General features: G+C 70.7%; 19 protein-coding genes. 12 read left to right on the top strand and 7 right to left on the bottom strand.

The annotated features are described in order from the left end of the window. Positions 1–2: 2 nt before the first annotated feature. The 5 genes from GB864_RS12020 to sdhC all read right to left on the bottom strand — a co-directional run bounded on the left by GB864_RS12020 (position 3) and on the right by sdhC (position 4939). Entirely contained in the window at positions 3–1322 is a 1320-nt protein-coding gene (locus tag GB864_RS12020) for a YihY/virulence factor BrkB family protein (RefSeq protein ID WP_336603976.1), read from the bottom strand. Positions 1323–1458: 136 nt separating this feature from the next. Continuing rightward, on the bottom strand, positions 1459–2226 hold the full coding sequence (locus GB864_RS12015; protein WP_160425361.1) for a succinate dehydrogenase iron-sulfur subunit: 768 nt from the start codon (positions 2224–2226) through the stop codon (positions 1459–1461). A gap of 2 nt (positions 2227–2228) precedes the next feature. Further along, positions 2229–4037, bottom strand: coding sequence for a succinate dehydrogenase flavoprotein subunit (sdhA, locus tag GB864_RS12010; RefSeq protein WP_160425357.1), 1809 nt, complete (start codon positions 4035–4037; stop codon positions 2229–2231). Between the two features lie 23 nt (positions 4038–4060). Further along, the gene (locus GB864_RS12005; RefSeq protein ID WP_160425355.1) at positions 4061–4504 is read right to left on the bottom strand and encodes a succinate dehydrogenase hydrophobic membrane anchor subunit; all 444 of its coding nucleotides are present in this window, start codon (positions 4502–4504) and stop codon (positions 4061–4063) included. 12 nt (positions 4505–4516) lie between these two features. After that, complete coding sequence (gene sdhC, locus GB864_RS12000) at positions 4517–4939, bottom strand: succinate dehydrogenase, cytochrome b556 subunit (protein WP_160425353.1); 423 nt, start codon at positions 4937–4939, stop codon at positions 4517–4519. 184 nt (positions 4940–5123) lie between these two features. Here sdhC and GB864_RS11995 point away from each other — a divergent pair, with 184 nt between their 5' ends. The 10 genes from GB864_RS11995 to GB864_RS11950 all read left to right on the top strand — a co-directional run bounded on the left by GB864_RS11995 (position 5124) and on the right by GB864_RS11950 (position 15609). Further along, positions 5124–6239 carry a mannose-1-phosphate guanylyltransferase gene (locus GB864_RS11995; protein ID WP_160425351.1) on the top strand — a complete coding sequence of 372 codons (1116 nt, stop codon included), beginning with the start codon at positions 5124–5126 and terminating at the stop codon, positions 6237–6239. 240 nt (positions 6240–6479) lie between these two features. Further along, entirely contained in the window at positions 6480–7607 is a 1128-nt protein-coding gene (locus GB864_RS11990; protein ID WP_336603975.1) for a BMP family lipoprotein, read from the top strand. Between the two features lie 117 nt (positions 7608–7724). Next, on the top strand, positions 7725–9239 hold the full coding sequence (locus tag GB864_RS11985) for an ABC transporter ATP-binding protein (RefSeq protein ID WP_160425350.1): 1515 nt from the start codon (positions 7725–7727) through the stop codon (positions 9237–9239). Further along, positions 9236–10546 (top strand): ABC transporter permease, encoded by a 1311-nt coding sequence (locus GB864_RS11980; protein ID WP_160425348.1) that lies wholly within the window; start codon positions 9236–9238, stop codon positions 10544–10546. Before GB864_RS11985 ends, GB864_RS11980 begins: the two co-directional genes overlap by 4 nt. Beyond that, entirely contained in the window at positions 10543–11817 is a 1275-nt protein-coding gene (locus GB864_RS11975) for an ABC transporter permease (RefSeq protein WP_160425345.1), read from the top strand. Before GB864_RS11980 ends, GB864_RS11975 begins: the two co-directional genes overlap by 4 nt. Before the next feature lie 61 nt (positions 11818–11878). Then, positions 11879–12304: a cytidine deaminase gene (locus tag GB864_RS11970; RefSeq protein WP_160425343.1), complete on the top strand. Its 426-nt coding sequence runs from the start codon at positions 11879–11881 to the stop codon at positions 12302–12304. Then, the gene (locus tag GB864_RS11965; protein ID WP_160425341.1) at positions 12301–13602 is read left to right on the top strand and encodes a thymidine phosphorylase; all 1302 of its coding nucleotides are present in this window, start codon (positions 12301–12303) and stop codon (positions 13600–13602) included. Before GB864_RS11970 ends, GB864_RS11965 begins: the two co-directional genes overlap by 4 nt. Before the next feature lie 81 nt (positions 13603–13683). Then, positions 13684–14802 (top strand): adenosine deaminase, encoded by a 1119-nt coding sequence (locus GB864_RS11960; RefSeq protein ID WP_160425339.1) that lies wholly within the window; start codon positions 13684–13686, stop codon positions 14800–14802. Between the two features lie 52 nt (positions 14803–14854). After that, positions 14855–15328, top strand: coding sequence for a PTS sugar transporter subunit IIA (locus tag GB864_RS11955; RefSeq protein WP_160425337.1), 474 nt, complete (start codon positions 14855–14857; stop codon positions 15326–15328). Continuing rightward, entirely contained in the window at positions 15325–15609 is a 285-nt protein-coding gene (locus GB864_RS11950; protein ID WP_160425335.1) for a PTS sugar transporter subunit IIB, read from the top strand. The genes GB864_RS11955 and GB864_RS11950 overlap by 4 nt, the downstream gene beginning before the upstream one ends. A 51-nt stretch (positions 15610–15660) precedes the next feature. On the opposite strand, the gene GB864_RS11945 is transcribed toward GB864_RS11950, so the two are convergent. Together GB864_RS11945 and GB864_RS11940 are read right to left on the bottom strand one after the other, a co-directional pair. Then, the gene (locus tag GB864_RS11945) at positions 15661–17361 is read right to left on the bottom strand and encodes a phospho-sugar mutase (protein WP_160425332.1); all 1701 of its coding nucleotides are present in this window, start codon (positions 17359–17361) and stop codon (positions 15661–15663) included. A gap of 38 nt (positions 17362–17399) precedes the next feature. After that, entirely contained in the window at positions 17400–18227 is an 828-nt protein-coding gene (locus tag GB864_RS11940; RefSeq protein ID WP_160425329.1) for a purine-nucleoside phosphorylase, read from the bottom strand. Positions 18228–18331: 104 nt separating this feature from the next. Here GB864_RS11940 and GB864_RS11935 point away from each other — a divergent pair, with 104 nt between their 5' ends. Continuing rightward, a complete protein-coding gene (locus tag GB864_RS11935; RefSeq protein WP_160425326.1) occupies positions 18332–19762 on the top strand; it encodes an NAD(P)H-quinone dehydrogenase in 1431 nt (476 codons plus the stop codon). Between the two features lie 105 nt (positions 19763–19867). Further along, positions 19868–21547, top strand: coding sequence for an APC family permease (locus tag GB864_RS11930; protein ID WP_160425324.1), 1680 nt, complete (start codon positions 19868–19870; stop codon positions 21545–21547).

The following is a 21547-nucleotide window of genomic DNA, read 5'->3' as shown; positions in this document are numbered from 1 at the left end:
TCTTAGGCGCTGCCGCCGACACCGGGCGGCCGTCCGCGGGGCGCCGGAGCGGGCGCGCTCCACGGGCTCGCGGGCCGCTGCCGGGCCGCCAGTTCCGCCACGGCGCTCTCGCGCTCCGAGACATCCTGCTCGGCCTGCCGGAGTGCGCGCCTGGCCGCCGGCTTGCGCAGCCAGTTCGCGCCGTCCGCCTCCTCCTGGGCGGCGCGGAGCGAGACCTGCGCCGCGAGCAGCAGCGCTTCGGCCTCGGCCATCGCCTGCTCCTCCTCGAGCTGGGCGGGCGTCACCCGGCGCAGCGTCTGGCCCCGGTCGTTCGCCTCGACGGCGATCCAGCTCGCGGCGACCAGGATGATGATGTTCGAGATCCGGAACCAGAGCAGCAGGCCGAGGAACACCGCGAAGGTCGCGAACGCCGAGTACAGCGGTCCGTTCGTCGAGATCGTGATGACGAGGTTCGCGGCCAGTTGCAGCAGTGCGAGGGCGCCGCCGCCGAGCAGGGAGCCGTACCAGAGCCGTCGCCACGGCACGGCCGCGCCCGAGAGGAAGCGGAAGAGCGCCGCGAGGGAGAGCGTGTCGATCGCGAAGACGACGACGAGGCCGCCGGTGCGCACGAGCACGGTCTCCCAACCGGATTGCCCCCACCCGGCGAGGCCGAAGAGCCAGTCGAGGAGGGAGGTCGCGGCGACCGAGAGGAGCGCCGCGATGAAGAGCGCGAGGCCGAACAGCAGGCTCGCCACGAGGTCGCGCGCCTTCAGCAGCACGTAGGCGCGGGGATCCTTCGGCAGTTGGAAGATCGAGCGGATCGCGATGCGCGCGTAGGTGATGAACGCGATCGCGGTCCAGATGACGCCGGCGAGCGCCGCCGCACCGGTCCAGCCGAAGAGGCTGACGCCGGACTGGGCGATCTGCTGGAGGTCCGACTCGGAGAGCACGCCGTCCGGGCCGACGAGCCCCGGCGCGAACTGGGCGATGACGTCGATGACGGCGTTGAGCGCATCCTCGTTGCCGAACAACCAGATGCCCGCGATCGCGAAGCCGACGTAGATGCCCGCGAACACCGCGAAGATCGCCTGGTAGCTCATGCCGGCGGCGAGCAGGAAGCCGTTGCGCGCGAGGAAGTGCCGCCAGACGCGCACCGGGAACCACGCCAGCGTGCGCTGGGTGAGCGTCGTCACCCGCTGGATCGGCTCCTCGAATCGGTTCTCCAGACGGTCGCGTGCCGTCTCGAACGGGCTCTCGGGCTCCTCCGCCGGGACGGCGGGAACGACGGCCGCCGGCTCCGGGCGCCGCTCGCGCTCCCGACGTCGGCTCGGCTTGTCGCTCACCCGGCCAGCGTAGAGCCCGCGGGACCGGCGGGGCCGTCGTCGCCGCCGCATGGCGCGTCCCACGGGCATCCGATCGCCCCCGGGGACGACGCAGGGCCGGTGCGCGAACGCACCGGCCCAGCGGGGTCGAGGATGCTCAGGCGCGGCCGCGCATGACGGCCTGCTTGACCTCGGCGATCGCCTTCGTGACCTCGATGCCGCGGGGGCAGGCCTCCGTGCAGTTGAAGGTCGTGCGGCAGCGCCACACGCCCTCCTGGTCGTTGAGGATGTCGAGTCGGACCTTCGCCTGGTCGTCGCGCGAGTCGAAGATGAAGCGGTGCGCGTTGACGATGGCGGCCGGGCCGAAGTACTGGCCGTCGGTCCAGAACACGGGGCAGGACGACGTGCACGCGGCGCAGAGGATGCACTTGGTCGTGTCGTCGAAGATCGCGCGCTGGGCGACCGACTGCACGCGCTCCTTGCCGGGCTCCGGCGCGGTCGCGGACTGCAGGAACGGCTGCACCTCGCGGAACGACTGGAAGAACGGCTCCATGTCGACGATGAGGTCCTTCTCGAGGGGCAGGCCCTTGATCGCCTCGATGTAGATCGGCTTCGTGATGTCGAGATCCTTGATGAGGGTCTTGCACGCGAGCCGGTTGCGGCCGTTGATGCGCATCGCGTCCGAGCCGCAGACGCCGTGGGCGCACGAGCGGCGGAACGTCAGGGAGCCGTCCTGCTCCCACTTGATCTTGTGGAGCGCGTCGAGGATGCGGTCGGTCGCGTACATCTCGACGTCGAAGTCCTGCCAGCGGGCCTCGGCATCCGTGTCGGGGTCGAACCGCCGGATGATGAAGGTGACCGTGAACGGCTTGGGCGCTTCGATCTCGGGTGCCGGTGCGTCGGCTTCGAGGGTTGCGGTGCTCACCGTCAGTACTTCCTCTCCATGGGCTGGTAACGGGTGACGCGGACCGGCTTCCAGTCCAGCTTGATGTGGTCCTCGGCGTGCGACGAGTGGGCGTCGCCCGTGAGGTACGCCATCGTGTGCTGCATGTAGTTCGCGTCGTCGCGGTCGGGGTAGTCCTCGCGCATGTGGCCGCCGCGGCTCTCCTTGCGGTTGCGCGCGGAGAAGACGACGACCTCGGCGAGGTCGAGCAGGAAGCCGAGCTCGATGGCCTCGAGCAGGTCGGTGTTGAACCGCTTGCCCTTGTCCTGCACGGCGACGTTCCTGTAGCGCTCGCGGAGGCCGGCGATGACGTTCGTGACGTGGGCGAGGGTCTCGTCGGTGCGGAACACCTGCGCGCCCTTGTCCATCTCGTCCTGGAGCTCCTTGCGGAGCGCCGCGACGCGCTCGGTGCCGTTGGAACCCCGCATGGTGTCGAGCAGGCCCGTGACGAACGAGGCCGGGTTCTCGGGCAGCGGCGTGAAGTCGACCGTCTTGACGTACTCGACCGCGTTGCGGCCGGCGCGCTTGCCGAAGACGTTGATGTCGAGCAGCGAGTTCGTGCCGAGGCGGTTCGAGCCGTGCACCGAGACGCAGGCGCACTCGCCGGCGGCGTAGAGGCCGGGGACGACGGTGTCGTTGTCGCTCAGGACCTCGGCGTCGTTGTTCGTCGGGATGCCGCCCATCGCGTAGTGCGCGGTCGGCATGACGGGGACGGGCTCGTACACGGGGTCGACGCCGAGGTACGTGCGGGCGAACTCGGTGATGTCGGGGAGCTTCGTCTCGAGCACCTCGGCGCCGAGGTGGGTGCAGTCGAGGTAGACGTAGTCCTTGTGGGGGCCAGCACCGCGGCCCTCGGCGACCTCCTTGACCATGCAGCGGGCGACGATGTCGCGCGGCGCCAGGTCCTTGATGGTCGGGGCGTAGCGCTCCATGAAGCGCTCGCCGGAGGCGTTGCGCAGGATCGCGCCCTCGCCTCGGGCGCCCTCGGTGAGGAGGATGCCGAGGCCGGCGAGGCCGGTCGGGTGGAACTGGAAGAACTCCATGTCCTCGAGCGGCAGGCCCTTTCGCCAGATGATGCCGACGCCGTCGCCGGTCAGCGTGTGGGCGTTCGAGGTCGTCTTGTAGATCTTGCCGAAGCCGCCGGTCGCGAAGATCACGGCCTTGGCCTGGAAGACGTGCAGCTCGCCCGTGGCGAGGTCGTAGGCGACGACGCCCGAGGGCTTGTCGACGCCGTCGACCTCGGTCATGACGAGGTCGAGGGCGTAGTACTCGTTGTAGAACTCGATGCCGTGCTTGACGCAGTTCTGGTAGAGCGTCTGCAGGATCATGTGGCCCGTGCGGTCGGCCGCGTAGCAGGCGCGGCGCACCGGCGCCTTGCCGTGGTCGCGCGTGTGCCCGCCGAAGCGGCGCTGGTCGATCTTGCCCTCCGGCGTGCGGTTGAAGGGCAGGCCCATGTTCTCGAGGTCGATGACCGCGTCGATGGCCTCCTTCGCGAGGATCTCCGCCGCATCCTGGTCGACGAGGTAGTCGCCGCCCTTGACGGTGTCGAAGGTGTGCCACTCCCAGCTGTCCTCCTCGACGTTCGCGAGGGCGGCGGCCATGCCGCCCTGCGCGGCGCCCGTGTGGGAACGCGTCGGGTAGAGCTTGGAGATGACGGCGGTCTTCGCGCCCGGACCGGCCTCGATCGCCGCGCGCATGCCGGCGCCGCCGGCGCCGACGATCACGATGTCGTACTGGTGGTAGTGGACGCCGTCGACGACGCTCGTCTCTTCGTGGATGGCCGAGGGGCTCATGGATGCTCCGGATTCGGTTCGGGTCAGGCGGCGGGGCAGAACGACGGCAGCAAATCGGCCGGCGAGCCCGCGGGGCACGGGTCGAAGGTGAAGACGACCAGGGTGCCGAGGACGATGAGGATCACGACGGCGGCGAAGATCGCGCCCTTCAGGATCTTCTGGGCGCGGCCGGGCTTCGTGTAGTCGTTCACGACGGTGCGCATGCCGTTGCCGCCGTGGATGAGGGCGAGCCACAGCATCAGCACGTCCCAGACCTTCCAGAACGGGTCGGCCCACTTGCCGCCCACGAACCCGAAGTCGATGGCATGGACGCCCTCGCCCACCATGAGGTTGACCCAGAGGTGGCCGAAGATCAGCACGACGAGCACGACGCCCGAGACGCGCATGTAGATCCAGGCCCACTTCTCGAGGTTGCCGTTGCGGCCGGCCGAACGGGCGGGGGTGCGGGGTGCTTCGATGGTCGTCATTTCCCGTTCCCCTTAGTGGCCGAAGACGTTCATGAGGTGGCGAGGGGTGAAGCCGAGCATCGTGACGACCCAGAGGCCCACGACGATCCAGAAGAGCAGCTTCTGGTGGCGGGTCGCCCACGACCAGAAGTCGACCAGGATGATGCGCAGGCCGTTGAAGGCGTGGAAGACGATCGCGCCGACGAGGGCGACCTCGCCGAGGCCCATGATCGGGGTCTGGTAGGTGCCGATGACCGCGTTGTACGCCTCGGGGCTCACCCGCACCAGCGACGTGTCGAGGATGTGCACCAGGAGGAAGAAGAAGATCGCGACGCCGGTGATGCGATGCAGCACCCAGGACCACATGCCCTCGTTGCCGCGGTACAGCGTGCCGCCGGGACGTTGTTTCGCCGGGGCGTCCGGCGTCTGCAGGGTTCCTGCCGTGGAATCGGGCATGAACGACCCTCCTGGGGTGATGGCTCGACCGGCTCCGGAACGGTGCGGACGATGGCGCGAGCGGCTTTGGATCGACAGGCCGAGTGTAGTCCCGGGGTGCCGGAGGCGGCGTTTAGGGGAGCCTTAGTTTCTCTCGACGTCGAGATATATGTCGGCAGCTCGCCGTCCTGGCTATCCTTGCCGGATGACGCTCCCGACCGACCGCTTCTATGCGGTCATCCCCGCCGGCGGCATCGGTTCCCGGCTCTGGCCGCTGTCCCGAGCCGCCGTCCCGAAGTTCCTCCACGACCTCACCGGGTCGGGGCGCACCCTGCTCCGCGACACGTGGGAGCGTCTCGCCCCCCTCGCAGGGGAGGACCGCATCATGGTCGTCACCGGCCGCGCCCATCGTGCCGCGGTCGAGGAGCAGCTGCCCGACCTCGGCGACGCGAACATCGTGCTGGAGAGCGAACCGCGCGATTCGACGGCCGCGATCGGCCTCGCCGCGGCCATCCTCGAACGGCGCCATCCCGGCGTGATCGTCGGCTCGTTCGCCGCGGACCACGTGATCTCGGGCGAATCCCTCTTCCGCGCGGCGGTCGAGCAGGCGATCGTCGCCGCCGACGAGGGCTACATCGTCACCATCGGCATCACGCCGACCGAGCCGGCCGTCGGATTCGGCTACATCCACGCGGGCGGACCGCTCGAGGTCGCCGGCGCCGACGGTGTCAAGGCCGTGAGCTCGTTCGTCGAGAAGCCCGACCTCGAGACCGCACGCGCCTATCTCTCCTCCGGCGACCACTTCTGGAACGCCGGCATGTTCATCGCCCGCGCCGACCGCCTCCTCGAGGAGATCGCGGCGACCGAGCCGGAGCTGCACGCCGGCCTGCTCGAGCTCGCCGAGGCGTGGGACGACCCCGCGACGCGCGGGCCTGCCGTCGACCGGATCTGGCCGACGCTGACGAAGATCGCGATCGACTACTCGGTCGCCGAGCCCGCCGCCGCCGCCGGGCGTCTCGCCGTCGTGCCCGGTCTCTTCGCCTGGGACGACGTCGGCGACTTCGCCTCGCTCGCCAAGCTGAACTCCTCCGGTCGTGCCGGCGAGCTCGCGATCCTCGGTGAGAACGCCCGTGTGCTCGCGGACCAGTCCTCGGGCATCGTCGTCAGCCGCTCCAAGCGCGTCATCAGCCTCATCGGCGTCAAGGACATCGTGGTCGTGGACACGCCCGACGCCCTCCTCGTGACGACGAGCGAGCACGCCCAGCGGGTGAAGTCGGTCGTCGACGCGCTGCGTCTCGGCGGCTCCGGCGACGTGCTCTGAACACCGGGGCCGTCGGCCTCGACGACGCCCTCGTCCGGCCCCGCGCCAGGCGGGGGCGTCGTCGTTTCCGGCGCCGAGCGTGCACGGGCGCGTAACCCGGTGCTCATCTGAGCAGAATGTCGCGACTTCGTAACCATTCGGTTTCCGGTGGCTCTCAGGGGTGCAAGCCCGCTCGAAACACTGGGTAACGTTGCCGCACCAGGCCTGGATTCCTGCCCGGCCGCACCCCTGGAGGACACAGTGACTCTCACGTTCCGCAAGGCCGCGATCGGCGGCTTCGCGCTGCTCGGCGCCGCCGTGCTGCTTGCCGGCTGCGCCTCGGCCCCCGAAGAAGGACCCGCCGCTTCCGGCGGCGAAGTCGACGTCGTGGAGGGCTTCAAGCCCTGCCTCATCTCCGACGCCGGCGGTTGGAACGACAAGTCGTTCAACCAGTCGGCCAAGGAGGGCATGGACGCCGCGCTCGACCAGCTCGGCGTCGAGGGACTCGAGCTCGAGTCCACGTCGGAGAACGACTACGCGCCCAACATGGAGACCGCCGTCTCCGAGGGCTGCACGATGATCGTCTCGGTCGGCTTCAACCTCGCCGCGGCCACGGCCGAGTCGGCGCTCGCCAACCCGGACGTCAACTACGCCATCATCGACGACTACGCCGACACCGACTTCGACGGCGAGACCGACGCCCCGAACATCAAGCCCCTCGTCTTCAACACCGCTGAAGCGGCCTACCTCGGCGGCTACGCCGCGGCGGCCTGGTCGGCGGAGAGCGGCGTGAACAAGGTCGGCACCTTCGGCGGCATGCAGATCCCGTCCGTCGCCGTGTTCATGGACGGCTACCAGCTCGGCGTCGAGAAGTACAACGAGGACAAGGGCGCGAGCGTCGAGGTCTTCGGTTGGGACACGACGGCGCAGAAGGGCTCGTTCACGGGCGGCTTCGACGCCAACGACACCGCCAAGCAGACCGCGCAGGGCGTGCTCGACCAGGGCGTCGACGTGCTCCTCCCGGTCGGCGGACCGATCTACCAGAGCGCCGCGGCGGCGATCACCGACAGCGGCAACGACGTCGTCATGCTCGGCGTCGACTCCGACCTCGCCGTCGCCGACGACTCGGTCGCCGACCTCACGCTGGTGTCGATCATGAAGGCGATCGACGTCGCCGTCACCGACGCGGTCGTCTCGGCCGCCAGCGGCGACTTCGACGTGACGCCCTACGTCGGCACCCTCGAGAACGAGGGCGTGAAGCTGTCCAGCTTCCACGACTTCGAGTCGCAGCTCCCGGACGGTCTCCTCGACGAGCTGACCGCGCTGCAGGAGCAGATCATCTCGGGTGACATCACGGTCGAGTCGCCGAACTCGCCGGCCTCGAACTAACCCCACGCCGGCCGGACTCGGGGCGAGCAGCGGAGGTATCGCTGCTCGCCCCGAGCCGTGGGCGGACTGATCAGATCGCACCTGCTGGGTGCGCCAGCGTCCCGATAAGGTGCAGATATGAAGCTCGAACTCCGTGGCATCACGAAGCGGTTCGGCACCCTCGTCGCCAACGACCACATCGATCTCACGGTCCGACCCGGTGAGATCCACGCGCTGCTCGGCGAGAACGGCGCGGGCAAGTCCACCCTCATGAACGTCCTGTACGGCCTGTACCAGGCCGACGAGGGCGAGATCCTCCTCGACGACGTCACGCAGCACTTCCGCGGTCCGGGCGACGCCATGACCGCGGGCATCGGCATGGTGCACCAGCACTTCATGCTCATCCCGGTCTTCACCGTCGCCGAGAACGTGATGCTCGGCCACGAGTCCACCAAGGGGATCGGCGCGCTCGACATCGCGAAGGCGCGGGAGCACGTCCGCTCGGTGGCCGCGCGCTTCGGCTTCCAGATCGACCCGGACGCCCTCGTCGGCGACCTCCCGGTGGGCGTGCAGCAACGCGTCGAGATCATCAAGGCGCTCGCCCGCGACGCGAAGGTGCTCGTCTTCGACGAGCCGACCGCCGTGCTGACGCCGCAGGAGACCGACGAGCTCATGGCGATCATGCGGCAGCTGCGCGACGAGGGCACCGCGATCGTCTTCATCACCCACAAGCTCCGCGAGGTGCGCGAGGTCGCCGACCGCATCACGGTGATCCGGCTCGGCAAGGTCGTCGGCGAGGCCGAGCCCACCGCGACGAACGCCGAGCTCGCCTCCCTCATGGTCGGCCGCGCCGTCGAGCTGACCGTCAGCAAGGAGGCGCCGACGATCGGCGAGGGCGGCCTCGAGGTGCGCGATCTCCGCGTGTTGACGCCGACCGGCCAGATCGTCGTCGATGCGGTCAACTTCGACGTCCGGCCGGGGGAGGTGCTCGCCGTCGCCGGCGTCCAGGGCAACGGGCAGACCGAGCTCGTGGAGGCGATCGTCGGGATCGCGGCGCGCGTCGAGGGATCGATCCGCTTGAACGGCACGGAGCTCGTCGGGCAGAGCGTCAAGGCCATCCTCGACGAGGGCGTGGGCTTCGTGCCCGAGGACCGCAAGGTCGACGGCCTCGTCGGCGACTTCCCGATCTCGGAGAACCTCATCCTCGACCGTTCCGCCGACAAGGCGTTCTCCCGGGGCGGCACGCTCCGCCGCGGCGCGATGGAGGCGTTCGCGCGCGACCGCATCGCCGAGTTCGACATCCGCGCGCAGGGTCCGGCGACGCTCGCCGGAACCCTATCCGGAGGCAACCAGCAGAAGGTGGTCATCGCGCGCGAGCTGAGCCGCGACCTCCGGCTGCTCGTCGCGGCCCAGCCGACGCGCGGCGTCGACGTCGGCTCGATCGAGTTCATCCACAAGCGCATCATCGAGACGCGCGACTCGGGCATCCCGGTCGTCGTGGTCTCCACCGAGCTCGACGAGGTCGTCGCGCTCGCCGACCGTATCGCCGTCATGTACCGCGGCGCCGTCGTCGGGATCGTCCCCGGCGACACATCCCGCGAGACGCTGGGCCTCATGATGGCCGGCGCCGCCGACCCGGAGGTGGCCGCATGAGCCAGACGACGCCTGGAGCCGAGGACGCGTCGAGAGGGCTGCCCCCCGAACAGCTGCCACCGGTCTCGGGACCGCTGGTCGGCGACGAGCCGCCGCCTCCCCGCTCGAACGTCGTCATCAAGGAGATCCTGCGCGGCAACGCGGTGACGACGATCCTCGCGATCGTGCTCGCCATGATCATCGGCGGCATCCTCATCGCCTTCACCGACGAAGACGTGCAGGAAGCGGCGGGGTACTTCTTCGCCCGCCCCGGCGACACCTTCGCCGCGATCTGGTCCGCCGTCTACGGCGGCTACGACGCGCTGTTCCGCGGCGCGATCTTCAACTACCGCGCCGACGACTTCGTCACGCAGATCCGTCCGTTCACGAACGCCCTCGGCTTCGCCGCCCCGCTGATCGCCGCGGGTCTCGGCGTCGCGCTCGCGTTCCGCGTCGGCCTGTTCAACATCGGCGCCCGCGGCCAGATGCTCATCGGCGCGATGTTCGCGGCGCTGTTCACGTTCAACCTCGAACTGCCGATGTGGATCCACCTGCCCCTGACGCTCCTGTTCGGCATCCTGGGCGGTGCGCTCTGGGGCGGGCTCGTCGGCCTCATCAAGGCCCGCACCGGCGCCCACGAGGTCATCCTCACGATCATGCTCAACTACGTGGCCTACTACCTGCTGCTCTGGATGGTCCGCACGCCGGGCCTGCTGCAGCGCGAGGGCACGAACCAGCCGATCTCGGAGGCGACGCCCGAGACCGCGCAGTTCCCCGAACTGCTCGGCCCGAGCTTCCCGCAGTTGGACTGGGGCTTCGTCATCGTCATCCTGGCGACCGTCCTGGTCTGGTGGGTCGTCGAGCGATCGAGCCTCGGCCTGCGCATGCGCGCCGTGGGCGAGAACCCGCACGCCGCGCGCGCGGCGGGTGTGAGCGTGCAGCGCATCTACATCTACGCCATGCTCTTCGCCGGCGGTCTCGCGGGGCTCGCGGCCATGAACCAGGTGCAGGGCTCGGTGACCACGGGCTTCACCGCGAACATCGATGCCGGCATCGGCTTCGACGCCATCACCGTCGCCCTGCTCGGCCGCAGCCGCGCCTGGGGCACGTTCGTGGCGGGCATCCTCTTCGGCGTGCTGAAGGCGGGCTCGTTCTCGATGCAGGCGCAGGGGATCCCAGTCGACATCGTGCTCGTCGTGCAGTCGCTCATCGTGCTCTTCATCGCGGCGCCGCCGCTGCTGCGCGCGGTGTTCTTCTTGCCGAAGACCGATCAGGAGAAGGCCGCCAAGGCGAGAGCCAAGGCCGCGAAGAAGGCGGTGGAAGCATGACCGCGCTCGCTCCGGCGGAATCGGCCGACGGCACGCTCAAGCTCGCGACGGTGCGCGAGCGGCACTTCAAGGTGCCGATCGTCCTCGCCGCGGCGACGATCCTGCTCGCCCTGCTCTTCCTGTTCGTCCCGCGTGACGGCACCAGCACGTTCCGCTTCGGCGGTGCAGGTCTGCCCGACGCGGAACTGCCCACGGCGGCCACGAGCTGGATCCTCGTCGCGGTGCTCGCGGTGCTCGCGCTGTGGTCCTTCGTCGACGCACGGGCCTACCGGCGTCCGGCGCTCTGGCTGACGATCGTCTTCGGCGTCCTCGCCGTCTTCGCCTTCCTCGTGTGGGCGTCGGCCGACGGGCTGGTGCCGGTGACGAGCCTCCTGTTCGGCGCCGTGTCGCTCTCGGTGCCGCTCGTGTTCGGCGCCCTGGGCGGCGTGATCGGCGAGCGGGCCGGTGTGGTCAACGTCGCGATCGAGGGGCAGTTGCTGCTCGGCGCCTTCTCGGCCGCGCTGCTCTCGAGCCTCACCCACAATCCGTTCATCGGGCTCGTCGGCGCCATGGTCGGCGGCGTGCTCGTCTCGTTCGTCCTCGCCGCGTTCTCGATCAAGTACCTCGTCGATCAGGTGATCGTCGGTGTCGTCCTGAACGTGCTGGTCACCGGGCTCACCGGGTTCCTCTACGGCGCGCTGCTCGTGCCGAACGAGACCCTGCTCAACCGACCGGTGCGCTTCGATCGGCTCGAGATCCCGCTGCTGAGCGACATCCCGATCATCGGCCCGGTGCTGTTCAACCAGACGTTCATCGTCTACCTGATGTACGCGACGGTCGCGATCGTGGCCTGGGCGCTTTACCGCACCCGCTGGGGGCTGCGCCTGCGCGCCGTCGGCGAGCACCCCCAGGCGGCCGACACCGTCGGCATCAACGTCAACCGCACGCGCTTCTGGAACGTCTCGCTCGCGGGCGCCATCGCAGGCATCGGCGGTGCCTACTTCACGCTCGTGTCCGTGCCCCAGTTCGGCAAGGAGATGACGGCGGGCCTCGGCTTCATCGCCCTCGCGGCGGTCATCTTCGGCCGCTGGGACCCGATCCGCGCCACGCTCGCCGCCCTGCTGTTCGGCTTCGCGACGAACCTGCAGAACCTGCTGACGGTCCTCGGCACGCCGATCCCGAGCGAGTTCATGCTGATGCTGCCCTACGTGGTGACGATCGTCGCCGTCGCCGGCTTCGCCGGGCAGATCCGCGGACCGGCGGCCGCCGGAAAGCCGTACATCAAGTCCTGATGCGCGGGGCCGTCCTTGGGCGGCCCCGACCCCGCATCGATGCAAGGTCAGGAGGATGCTCATGACGAGCGCGACCGAGATCGATTGGGAGCTCCTGCGGGAGCGTGCCCGCGAGGCGATGGCGAAGGCCTACGCCCCCTACTCCGACTACCCGGTCGGCGCCGCCGCCGTCGTCGACGACGGCCGCGTCGTCTCCGGCTGCAACGTCGAGAACGCGAGCTACGGCGTCACGCTGTGCGCCGAGTGCTCGCTCGTCTCGGCGCTCGTCATGTCGGGCGGCGGCAAGCTCGTCGCGTTCGCATGCGTGGACGGCCACGGCAATACGCTCATGCCGTGCGGCCGCTGCCGCCAGCTCCTGTTCGAGCACTCCGCGGAGGGCATGGTGCTCGACACCGTGTCGGGCTTCAAAACCATCGACGAGGTGCTGCCCGACGCGTTCGGTCCGCGCACGCTGGCCGCGTACGCGGCCGAAGGAGGTGCGGCATGAGCGCCGTGGAGCCGTTCGACGCCGTCGACGTCATCAAGGGCAAGCGTGACCGTCGGGAGCTCGCGACGGACGAGATCGACTGGCTCGTCGACGCGTACACGCGTGGCGTGGTCGCCGACGAGCAGATGTCGGCGTTCACCATGGCGACGTTCCTCAACGGGATGACGCGCCGCGAGATCCGCGACCTCACGCTCGCGATGATCGCCTCGGGCGAGCGCATGGACTTCTCCGGCCTGTCGAAGCCGACGGTCGACAAGCACTCGACCGGCGGGGTCGGCGACAAGATCACCCTGCCGCTCATGCCGCTCGTCGCGGTCTTCGGCGTCGCCGTGCCGCAGCTCTCGGGCCGCGGCCTCGGGCACACCGGCGGCACGCTCGACAAGCTCGAGTCGATCCCGGGCTGGCGGGCGAGCCTGTCCAACGACGAGATCCTCGCCCAGCTCGAGGCCGACGGCGGCGTCATCTGCGCGGCCGGCTCCGGCCTCGCGCCCGCCGACCGCAAGCTCTACGCGCTCCGGGACACGACGGCGACCGTCGAGGCGATCCCGCTCATCGCGTCCTCGATCATGTCGAAGAAGATCGCCGAGGGCACCGGCGCCCTCGTGCTCGACGTGAAGTTCGGCTCGGGCGCCTTCATGCAGGACATCGAGCGCTCGAAGGAGCTCGCGCGCACGATGGTCGAGCTCGGCACGGATGCCGGGGTCGCGACGAGCGCGCTCATCACGAACATGAACGTGCCGCTCGGGCGCGCGATCGGCAACGCCAACGAGGTCGCGGAGTCGGTCGAAGTGCTCGCCGGCGGCGGGCCGTCGGACGTCCGCGCTTTGACGGTCGCGCTCGCGCGCGAGATGCTCGACCTCGTCGGGATGACCGACGTCGACGTGGAGGCCGCGCTCGACGACGGCCGTGCCATGGACAAGTGGAACGCCGTCATCCGGGCTCAGGGCGGCGACCCGACGGCCCCGCTGCCGCAGGCGCGCGAGACCCACGTCGTCACCGCCGACCGCGACGGCGTGCTCGTCGAACAGCACGCGCTGCCGTTCGGCATCGGCGCGTGGCGCCTGGGCGCCGGCCGCGCCCGCAAAGAGGACCTCGTCCAGCACGCCGCGGGCATCGAGCTCCACGCGAAACCGGGCGACGCCGTGCGGGCCGGGCAGCCGCTCTTCACGCTCTCCGCCGACGAGCCGGCTCGATTCCCGCGGGCGCTCGACGCGCTCGAGGGCGCGTGGCGCATCGGCGACGCCGGGGAGGCCGTGCAGGACGGCGGGCCGCTCATCGCGGACCGCATCCGCGCCTGATCCGCGTCCAGGGTGAACGGCGAGTGACCGCCCCGGAGAATTCCAAGCCTTCGAGGAGCGCCCGCAAGTAGGCTGGTCCCCGTGACCGACGACACCGAGTACCTGCTCGAAGGCGATGGCACGGACATCCGTGCCCTCCCGAAGATCTCCCTCCACGACCACCTCGACGGGGGGCTCCGTCCGCAGACGATCATCGAGCTCGCCGACGAGCTCGATCTGGAGGTCCCCTCGACCGACGCCGAGCTGCTCGGCGACTGGTTCGAGGCCCAGTCCAACTCGGGTTCGCTCGTCGACTACCTGAAGACGTTCGACCTGACGACGGCGGTCATGCAGACGCGCGAGGGCCTCGCCCGCGTGGCCAAGGAGTCGGTGCTCGACCTCGCGGCCGACGGCGTCATCTACGGCGAGCTCCGCTGGGCGCCCGAGCAGCACCTCGCCCGGGGCCTCAGCCTCGACGAGGCCGTGGAAGCGGTGCAGGACGGCATCGAGGACGGGCTCGACGCGGCCGACGCCGCGGGCTACGACATCCGCATCGGCCAGCTCGTCACCGCGATGCGCCACGCCGACCGCGGTCTCGAGATCGCCGAGCTCGCGGTGCGCCATCGCGAACGCGGCGTCGTCGGGTTCGACATCGCCGGCGCCGAGGCGGGTTTCCTCCCGAGCCGTCACCGCACGGCGTTCGACTACCTCGCGAGCCAGTTCTTCCCGACGACGGTGCACGCCGGCGAGGCCGACGGCCTCGAGTCGATCCGGTCGGCCCTCCTCGACGGTCGTGCCCTGCGACTCGGCCACGGCGTGCGCCTCGCGGAGGACATCGTCGTCGAGCGCCAGGACGAGGACAACAGCTACGTGTCGCTCGGCCTGCTCTCGCAGTGGGTGCGCGACCGCCGCGTCGCCCTCGAGCTCAGCCCGTCCTCGAACCTGCAGACCGGGGCGATCGCGGCGTGGGGCGACGAGCTCGTCGACCACCCGTTCGACCTGCTCTACCAGCTCGGATTCCGGGTCACGGTCAACACCGACAACCGCCTGATGAGCGCGACGTCGCTCTCGCGCGAGCTCGCGCTGCTCTCGGACGCCTTCGGGTACGACCTGTCGGACTTCGAGGTGTTCCAGCGCAACGCCGCGGAGGCGGCCTTCCTGCCGATCGAGGATCGCGAAGAGCTCATCGAGCTCATCGAGGACGGCTTCGACGAGGCGTGAGGCCCCGTTCCGCCAGCAGCATCCCGGCACCGACGATGACGAGAACCGCCCGATGACCGCACCAGTGCTCCCCGACTCCGCCGTCGAGGTCGGCGCGGTCGTCGGCGACTGGCGCGGCGCCGTCGCGGCAGCCGGAGCGGCGCTCGTGCGCTCCGGGGCGACGTCCGAGGGGTACACGGCGCGCATGATCGCCGTCGTCGACGAGCTCGGGCCGTACATCGTCGTCGCACCAGGGCTCGCGCTCGCGCACGCCCGGCCCGGCGCCGACGTGCGGCACGAGGGCTTCGCGGTCGTGACGCTCGCCCGGCCCGTCGACTTCGGCAGCGTGCACAACGACCCCGTGCGCGTCGTCGTCGCGCTCGCCTCGACCGGGGCGGACGCGCACGTCGCGCACGTCGCCGCCCTCGCGAACGCCTTCAACGACCCCGCCGCCGTCGACCGCCTCGCCGCTGCGCGCTCCGCGGACGAGGTCCGGGCGTTCTTCGGCGCGGTGCCGGCGGGCAACGGCACGGAGGAGACCCGATGAGGATCGTGGCGGTCTGCGGCGCCGGCATCGGCACCTCGGCCATCCTGCAGACGAACGCCGAACGGGCGATCGCCCGCGAGGGGCTGCGGGGCGTCGTCTCGGCGAGCGATCTCGCCCACGTCGCCGACCAGGCGGCCGACGCCCAGGTCATCCTGACGTCGCCGGAGCTCGTCGAGGCCGTGCGTGCGGCGATCGGGCGCAACTACGCCGAGCTCGTCGTCATCGAGAACTACTTCTCGGTCGACGAGATCGCCGACAAGCTCATCGACGCGATCGGCTGACGTCGCCGTCCTGCGCCGCCGTCCCGCCGATCGCGGGACGGCGGCGCAGCATCAGACGAGCAGTTCGCGCATGGCGGCGTCGATGGCCGCGACCGCGGCGTTCGCGGCGGCCCGGCGCTCGGCGACGTCGCCGTCGGTCGCCAGCGCGTCGATGTAGACCTTGAGCTTGGGCTCGGTGCCGCTCGGGCGCACCATGACGCGCGACCCGTCGGCGAGCACGATGCGCAGCACGTCGGAGGGCGGGAGCTCGTCGGAGCCGTCCGCCAGGTCTTCGATGCGTTCGACGCGGATGCCGCCGAGTTCGGCTGGCGGTTCGTCGCGCAGCCGGGTCATGAGCGCGCCGATCCGCGAGAGATCCGTGACGCGGATCGAGATCTGCGAGGACGCCGCGGCGCCGAACTTCGCGGCGAACTCGTCGAGCCGGTCGGCGACGGTGCGGCCCTCGGCCTGCAGGGAGGCCGCGAGCTCGAGGAACGCCAGGGCGGCGGAGATGCCGTCCTTGTCGCGCACCGTGCCGGGGTTCACGAGGTAGCCGAGGGCCTCCTCGAACCCGAACACGAGGTTCGGCGCGCGGGAGATCCACTTGAAGCCGGTGAGCGTCGCCCGGAACTCCAGGCCATACGCGTCGGCGACGGCCTCGAGCGCGGGCGAGGAGACGATCGAGCACGCGAGCGTGCCCTCGCCGGGGCGCCGGCTCCGTGCCGAGAGCTCCGCGCCCCGCCACCCGAGGAGCAGCCCGACCTCGTTGCCCGCGAGGCGGCGGTACCCGCCCTCGGCTTCCGGGTCGGGGATGCCGATGGCCAGCCGGTCGGCATCCGGGTCGTTCGCGATGACGAGTTCGGCGCCGGTCTCGGCGGCGCGGGCGAACACGAGGTCCATCGCGCCCGGCTCCTCGGGATTCGGGAAGGAGACCGTCGGGAACGCGGCGTCGGGGTGGAGCTGTTCGGCGACCGTCGCCGGACGCTCGAAGCCCGCGGCATCCATGACCGCCGCGAACGTCTCCCAGCCCACGCCGTGCATCGCCGTGTAGGCGACCTTCGGCTGGGCGGCGGGCGGCCCGGCGAGCAGCGCCGCGGTCTCGGCGACGTACGCCTCGACGACCGACTCGTCGGCCGTCTCGAACGCGGCCCGCGGCAGTTCGTGCACCCGCATCGTCGCCGCGACGCGGTCGATCTCGGCGGCGATGGCGCCGTCGGCGGGCGGCACGATCTGCGAGCCGTGGTCGTCGTCGCCGAGGTAGACCTTGTACCCGTTGTCGAGCGGCGGGTTGTGCGAGGCCGTGACCATCACGCCGGCGCTCGCGCCGAGGTGCCGCACGGCGAACGCGAGGACCGGCGTCGGCAGCAGCCGGGGGAGCAGGACGGCCCGTGCTCCCGCACCCGCGACGAGCTCGGCGGTGTCGCGGGCGAAGACCTCGGAGTTCTTGCGGCCGTCGTAGCCGATCACGACGGACGGCGTCGCGCCCTCCGCCCGGCCGAGGAGATACGCGGCGAGCCCGGCGGCGGCCTGCGAGACGAGCACCCGGTTCATGCGGTTCGGTCCGGCCTCGATGCGGCCCCGGAGCCCGGCCGTGCCGAACGCGAGCCTCGAGGCGAAGCGATCCGTCAGGTCCGCGATCGCGTCGGGGTCGCCGGCGGCCGTGCCGGCGAGCAGCGCGTCGACCTCCGCGCGCGTCTCGGGATCGGGGTCCTGGTCGCGCCAGGCGGTCGCACGGGCGACGAGTTCGTCGACGTCGGCGGTGGGCTCGGTCATCCTGCAGCCTTTCGGATCGGGGGAGGGCGTGGGCGGCGTCAGATCGCCGCGACGACCTTCGCGAGGAGCGCGCTGATCACGGACTCGGCCTCGCGGCCGGCGTCGATGACCTCCTGGTGGCTCAGCGGCGTCGGCGAGATGCCGGCGGCGAGGTTCGTGATGAGCGAGAACCCGAGGACCTCCATGCCCGCCTCGCGCGCGGCGATCGCCTCGAGCGCCGTCGACATGCCGACGATGTGGCCGCCGATCGTCTTCGCCATCTGCACCTCCGCGGGCGTCTCGTAGTGGGGTCCGCGGAACTGCACGTAGACGCCGTCGTCGAGGCTCGGGTCGATCGAGCGGGCCACTTCGCGCAGCCGCGCCGAGTAGAGGTCGGTGAGGTCGATGAACGTCGCGCCCTCGAGCGGGGAGTCGGCCGTGAGGTTGATGTGGTCGGAGATCAGCACGGGCGTGCCGGGAGTCCAGTGCTCCTTGATGCCGCCCGCGCCGTTCGTCAGGATCATGGTCTTCGCGCCGGTTGCCGCCGCGGTGCGCACCGAGTGGGCGACGCGGCGCACGCCGTGGCCCTCGTAGTAGTGCGTGCGGGCGCCGATCACGAGGGCGCGCTTGCCGTCGGTCGTCAGGATCGAGCGGATCGTGCCGACGTGCCCTTCGAGCGCCGGCTTCGAGAAGCCCGGCACCTCCGTGGCGGGGAACTCGGCGGTCGTCTCGCCGACGAGCTCGGCGGCCTTGCCCCAGCCGGATCCCAGCGTGAGCGCCAGGTCGTGGTGCTCCGCGCCGGTGAGTTCGGCGATGCGATCGGCGGCGAGCCGGGCGACGTCGAAGGGGCTGACCGCGGGGTCGTCGAGCGGGTTCGCATCAGTCATCCGGCCATCGTATCGAGGCCCGCCGAGCGCGTCCCGAGGATGCTCCGATGAGCACGGTCGGCCCGCGACGGCCCGGACTTCGGGCGGATGGAAGAATGGAAGCCATGGCCTATGAGTTCGAGCGCACGCAGCGCATCGCCGTCGTCGGCGGCGGCCCCGGCGGATACGAGGCGGCGCTCACCGGCGCGCAGCTCGGCGCGGAGGTCACCCTCATCGAGCGCGTGGGCGTCGGCGGTGCCGCGGTGCTCACCGACGTCGTGCCCTCGAAGTCGCTCATCGCGACGGCCGAGGCCGCGCTGGCCGTCTCCGAGGCGGCCGACCTCGGCGTGCAGTTCTTCGTGCGAGGCGCGGACGGCAAGGCCGCCAAGCCCGAGGTGGCGATCAACCTCGCCGCCGTGAACCGGCGTCTGCTCCGCCTCGCCGCCCGCCAGTCGGAGGACATGCGCGCCAACCTCCTCGACGCCGGCGTGCGCATCGTCCAGGGCGAGGGCCGGCTCGACGGGCCGAACGCCGTGATCGCCTCCACGACGAAGGGCGGCACGGACTTCGACCGCATCGAGGCCGACACGATCGTCGTCTCCGTCGGCGCGAGCCCGCGCGTGCTCCCGACGGCCGTGCCGGACGGCGAGCGCATCCTCACGTGGACGCAGCTCTACTCCCTCCCGGAGATCCCCGAGCACCTCATCGTCGTCGGCTCCGGCGTGACCGGCGCCGAGTTCGCGTCGGCGTACCGGGCGCTCGGCGCCGAGGTGACGCTCATCTCCAGCCGCGACCAGGTGCTGCCGGGCGAGGACCACGACGCCGCCGCGGTGCTCGAGAAGGTCTTCAAGCGCAACGGCGTGCGGGTGCTCGCGAAGTCCCGTGCCGAGTCGGTCGTCCGCGACGGGGACGGCGTCGTCGCGACGCTCTCCGACGGGCGCACCGTCGCCGGCAGCCACTGCCTCATGGCGGTCGGCGCGATCCCGAACACCGCCGACATCGGCCTCGAGGAAGCGGGCGTGCAGCTCACCGAGTCGGGCCACATCCGCGTCAACCGCGTCGCCCGCACCTCGGTGCCGAACATCTACGCAGCCGGCGACTGCACGACGTTCATCCCGCTCGCCTCGGTCGCGTCGATGCAGGGTCGCACGGCGGTGCTGCACGCCATGGGCGACGTCGTCAATCCGCCGGACTCCGGCGACATCACGTCGAACATCTTCACCCAGCCCGAGATCGCCACGGTCGGCATGACGCAGAAGCAGGTGGAGGAGGGGCTCGCGCAGGGCGAGGTCTTCAAGCTCCCGCTCTCCTCGAACCCGCGGGCGAAGATGATGGGCATCCGCGACGGCTTCGTGAAGCTCATCGCCCGTACCGGCTCCGGCTCGATCATCGGCGGCGTCATCGTCGCCCCGAAGGCCTCCGAGCTCATCCTGCCGCTCGCGCTCGCCGTCGAGCACCGCCTCACCGTCGACCAATTCGCCGAGGCGTTCTCGGTGTACCCCTCGCTCTCGGGTTCGCTCTCCGACGCGGCGCGTGCCCTCCATATCGTGCGCTGATCCCCGCCGCGCGCGCGTCGAGACTGCAGCGAGCGTGTCCGCGAGGCTCGCGGCGGCCGCGCACCCCTCGCTATGGTCGGGAGACCGGGACATCGAGGGGGAACGATGAATCTGCGGGTCAAATCGGTCGAGGCGTCCATCGCGGACGCCGACGACGCGGAGCGGAGTCTCAAGCGCACGCTGGGCACGTGGGATCTCGCGCTCATGGGGATCGCGGTCGCGGTCGGCGCCGGCATCTTCTCGGTCGGCGCGCAGGCGGCGGCGAACTTCGCCGGCCCGAGCGTCATCCTCTCGTTCGTGCTCGCCGCCCTCACCTGCGGCCTGGCGATCATGTGCTACGCCGAGTTCGCCTCGACCGTGCCCGTCGCCGGGTCGGCGTACACCTTCACCTACGCGACGATGGGCGAGCTCCTCGCCTGGATCATCGGCTGGGACCTCATCCTCGAGCTCTTCACCGCCGCCGCGGTGCTCGCCAAGTACTGGGGCGTCTACCTGAGCGAAGCCCTCAATGCCGTCGGCGTCGAACTCGCGGCGACGATCGACGTCGGCGGCATCGCCGTGAGCTGGCCCGCCTTCCTCATCGTCGCCGTGTTCACCGTGCTGCTCGTGCTCGGCACGAAGCTCACGGCCCGCGTCGGCGCCGTCTTCACCATCATCAAGGTCCTCATCGTCGTCTTCGTCATCGTCGTCGGGTTCTTCTTCGTCGACGCGGCGAACTTCACCCCGTTCATCCCCCCGGCCGAGCCGACGACGGGCGGCGACGCGGATGTCTGGACGCAATCGCTCTTCGCCTGGTTCAGCGGCGCCGAGCCGGCCAAGTACGGCGTCTTCGGGATGCTCGCCGCCGCCTCGCTCGTCTTCTTCGCCTTCATCGGGTTCGACGTCGTCGCGACGAGCGCCGAGGAGGTGCGCGAACCGCAGAAGCGGCTGCCGCGCGGCATCTTCCTCGGCCTCGGCGTCGTGACCCTGCTCTACGTGCTCGTCTCGATCGTGATGACGGGGATGGTGCCGTACACCGAGCTCGCCGAGGAGGAGTCGCCCTCGCTGGCGACGGCTTTCCGGCTGCTCGACCAGCCGTGGGCGGCGGGCGTCATCTCGTTCGGCGCGCTCGCCGGCCTCACGACCGTCATCATGGTCATCCTGCTCGGCCTCTCGCGCATCGTCTTCGCGCTCAGCCGGGACGGCCTCCTGCCGCGCTGGCTGTCGAAGACGAACTCGAAGCACAAGACGCCGGCGCGCGTGCAGATCATCGCCGGCACCGTCGTCGCCCTCGTGGCCGCCTTCTCCGAGATCGGTCTGCTCGAGGAGATGATCAACATCGGCACGCTCTCGGCGTTCGTGCTCGTGAGCATCGGCGTCGTCATCCTGCGCCGCACGCGCCCGGACCTGCCGCGCGGCTTCCGCGTGCCGTGGTCGCCCGTGCTGCCGATCCTCTCCGCCGCGCTGTGCGTGTGGCTCATGCTCAACCTCACGACGCTCACCTGGGTGCGCTTCGTCGTCTGGCTCGCGATCGGCCTCGTCATCTACTACGCGTACGGGCATCGGCACTCGCGTCTCGCCGCGGAAGGGCCGACCGACGTCGGACTGCCGAGCCCGCAGGGCGTCGGGCGCGACGACGTCGAGGAGCTCGACGACCTCGAGCACGGTCGGGGCGGCGCCGGCGCCCGCCCGCACGGCCGGCACGCGGCCGCGCCGTCGCCGGAGGATGCGACGGCGTCGCCGCCCGACGCGTCGGCTGCACCGGAAGCCCCGCGCGAGCCCCTGAACGGAAGGGCACACGCCTGA

The sequence above is a fragment of the Agromyces seonyuensis genome (assembly GCF_009789225.1).
GTDB lineage: Bacteria > Actinomycetota > Actinomycetes > Actinomycetales > Microbacteriaceae > Agromyces > Agromyces seonyuensis.
This window is presented reverse-complemented; position numbering and strand designations above follow the sequence as displayed.